This window comes from Cryobacterium sp. Hb1, from assembly GCF_004403585.1.
In the GTDB taxonomy this organism is placed as follows: Bacteria; Actinomycetota; Actinomycetes; order Actinomycetales; family Microbacteriaceae; genus Cryobacterium; species Cryobacterium lyxosi.
Window position 1 is genome coordinate 1 of sequence record NZ_SOHI01000038.1, and the last position, 1,387, is coordinate 1,387.

The window sequence follows — 1,387 nt, forward strand, 5'->3', positions numbered from 1 at the left end:
ATGAAGCTTCTATATCTCGTCAACCCTCAATTTTGTGGCTGACGCGGTGTTGAGGTGCCGGTAGATGCTTCTGGCCAGGTAGCGTTTGAGGATGCGGCGGATCTCTCGGTCGGTCTTTCCCTCAGCGCGTCGGCGTTCGACGTAGTCGTGTGTTCCCGGGTCGTGGACCATTCGGACCATCGCGATGATGTTCAAGGCACGGTTGAGTTGGCGGTCTCCGCCACGGTTTAGTCGATGCCGTGTGGTGTTGCCTGATGATGCGGGAATTGGATTCACGCCGGCGATCGCGGCGAAGGCGGCTTCGCTCTTGACCCGGCCCGGGTGGGACCACGCGACGAGTGTTCTGGCTGCGGTGACGGGACCGATACCGGTTTTTTCCAGCAGTTCGACTGCAGGGCTCGCTGTGACGAGGTCACTAATACGCGTCATGTTTTGGCCGAGCTCGGTGTCTAACTCGAGGATGCGTTTGGCTAGACGTATTGCTTCTGTGCGCGCGGTGGTCGCGGCGAGGGCTTCTTCTCGTGTGCGCCAGCGCGCGACCTCGGCGATCTTGCGTGCTCCGAGGGGACGTCGGGCGTCGATGCCGAGGTCGATAATCCGAAGTAATGCGGTGAGTGCGTTCACCGCGCGGGTGCGCTCAGCGGCGAGTCCATCGCGGGCAGTCAGGAGGATTTGCGCTGCTGCCCGCACGCCCTCATCTTGCCGCGGGGTGCGGAGTTGATTGACCGGTAAGGACAGCACAGCGGCGGCGATCCGACGTGCGTCGAGGGGGTCGGACTTCCCAATGCCGCGCCGGCCCGTCCGGCCCATGCGTGCGGCCTCAACAACACGGTAGCCGGCGTCCGCTACGTTGCGGGCCAGCTGGGCGCCGTAGCTCCCGGCTCCCTCGATCACCCAGAGCGCATCGGTGACGCCGCCCGAGCGACGCCCGGCCCAGTTGATTGCCCGGGATCGTCCAGCGGCGGTATTGGGGAACGTTTCGGTTCCGAGGTGCTGACCTGCCGCCGTGAGGACAGCGTAGGTGTGGGTTCTGGCGTGCGTGTCCACGCCGATAACGAATGGATGAGTGTGCGCAACTATGGTGTCCATAGTGTCCGGGTTCCTCTCTTTGAGATGGGCGATGATCCAGTCGCTGACGACCGGCGCCGATCCGGAGAGGAATCACTTCGGGGCATACCTGTAATGAGCCACGATCCGCACGGATCGGGCATGCTTCTTATTAAGCCACTGAGGTGGGCCGGGCCGGCGTCGGTCACCCACCACGGCCGGACAGTTCATAGGCAAGGCACCCGCGAGGGCCAGTTTTGTCATGAGTCACGACCACGGTGGAGCGACCAACACCAACTCTGCCAGCCAGTCCCGGACCAGCCACCCCAAGACTCACAGT

At 63.4% G+C, this 1,387-nt stretch carries 1 protein-coding gene; it reads right to left on the minus strand.

Annotated elements, in window-relative coordinates:
* Nucleotides 1-9 precede the first annotated feature (9 nt).
* Nucleotides 10-1,089 carry an IS110 family transposase gene (locus tag E3T38_RS16090; protein ID WP_134549118.1) on the minus strand — a complete coding sequence of 360 codons (1,080 nt, stop codon included), beginning with the start codon at nucleotides 1,087-1,089 and terminating at the stop codon, nucleotides 10-12.
* Nucleotides 1,090-1,387: the final 298 nt, after the last annotated feature.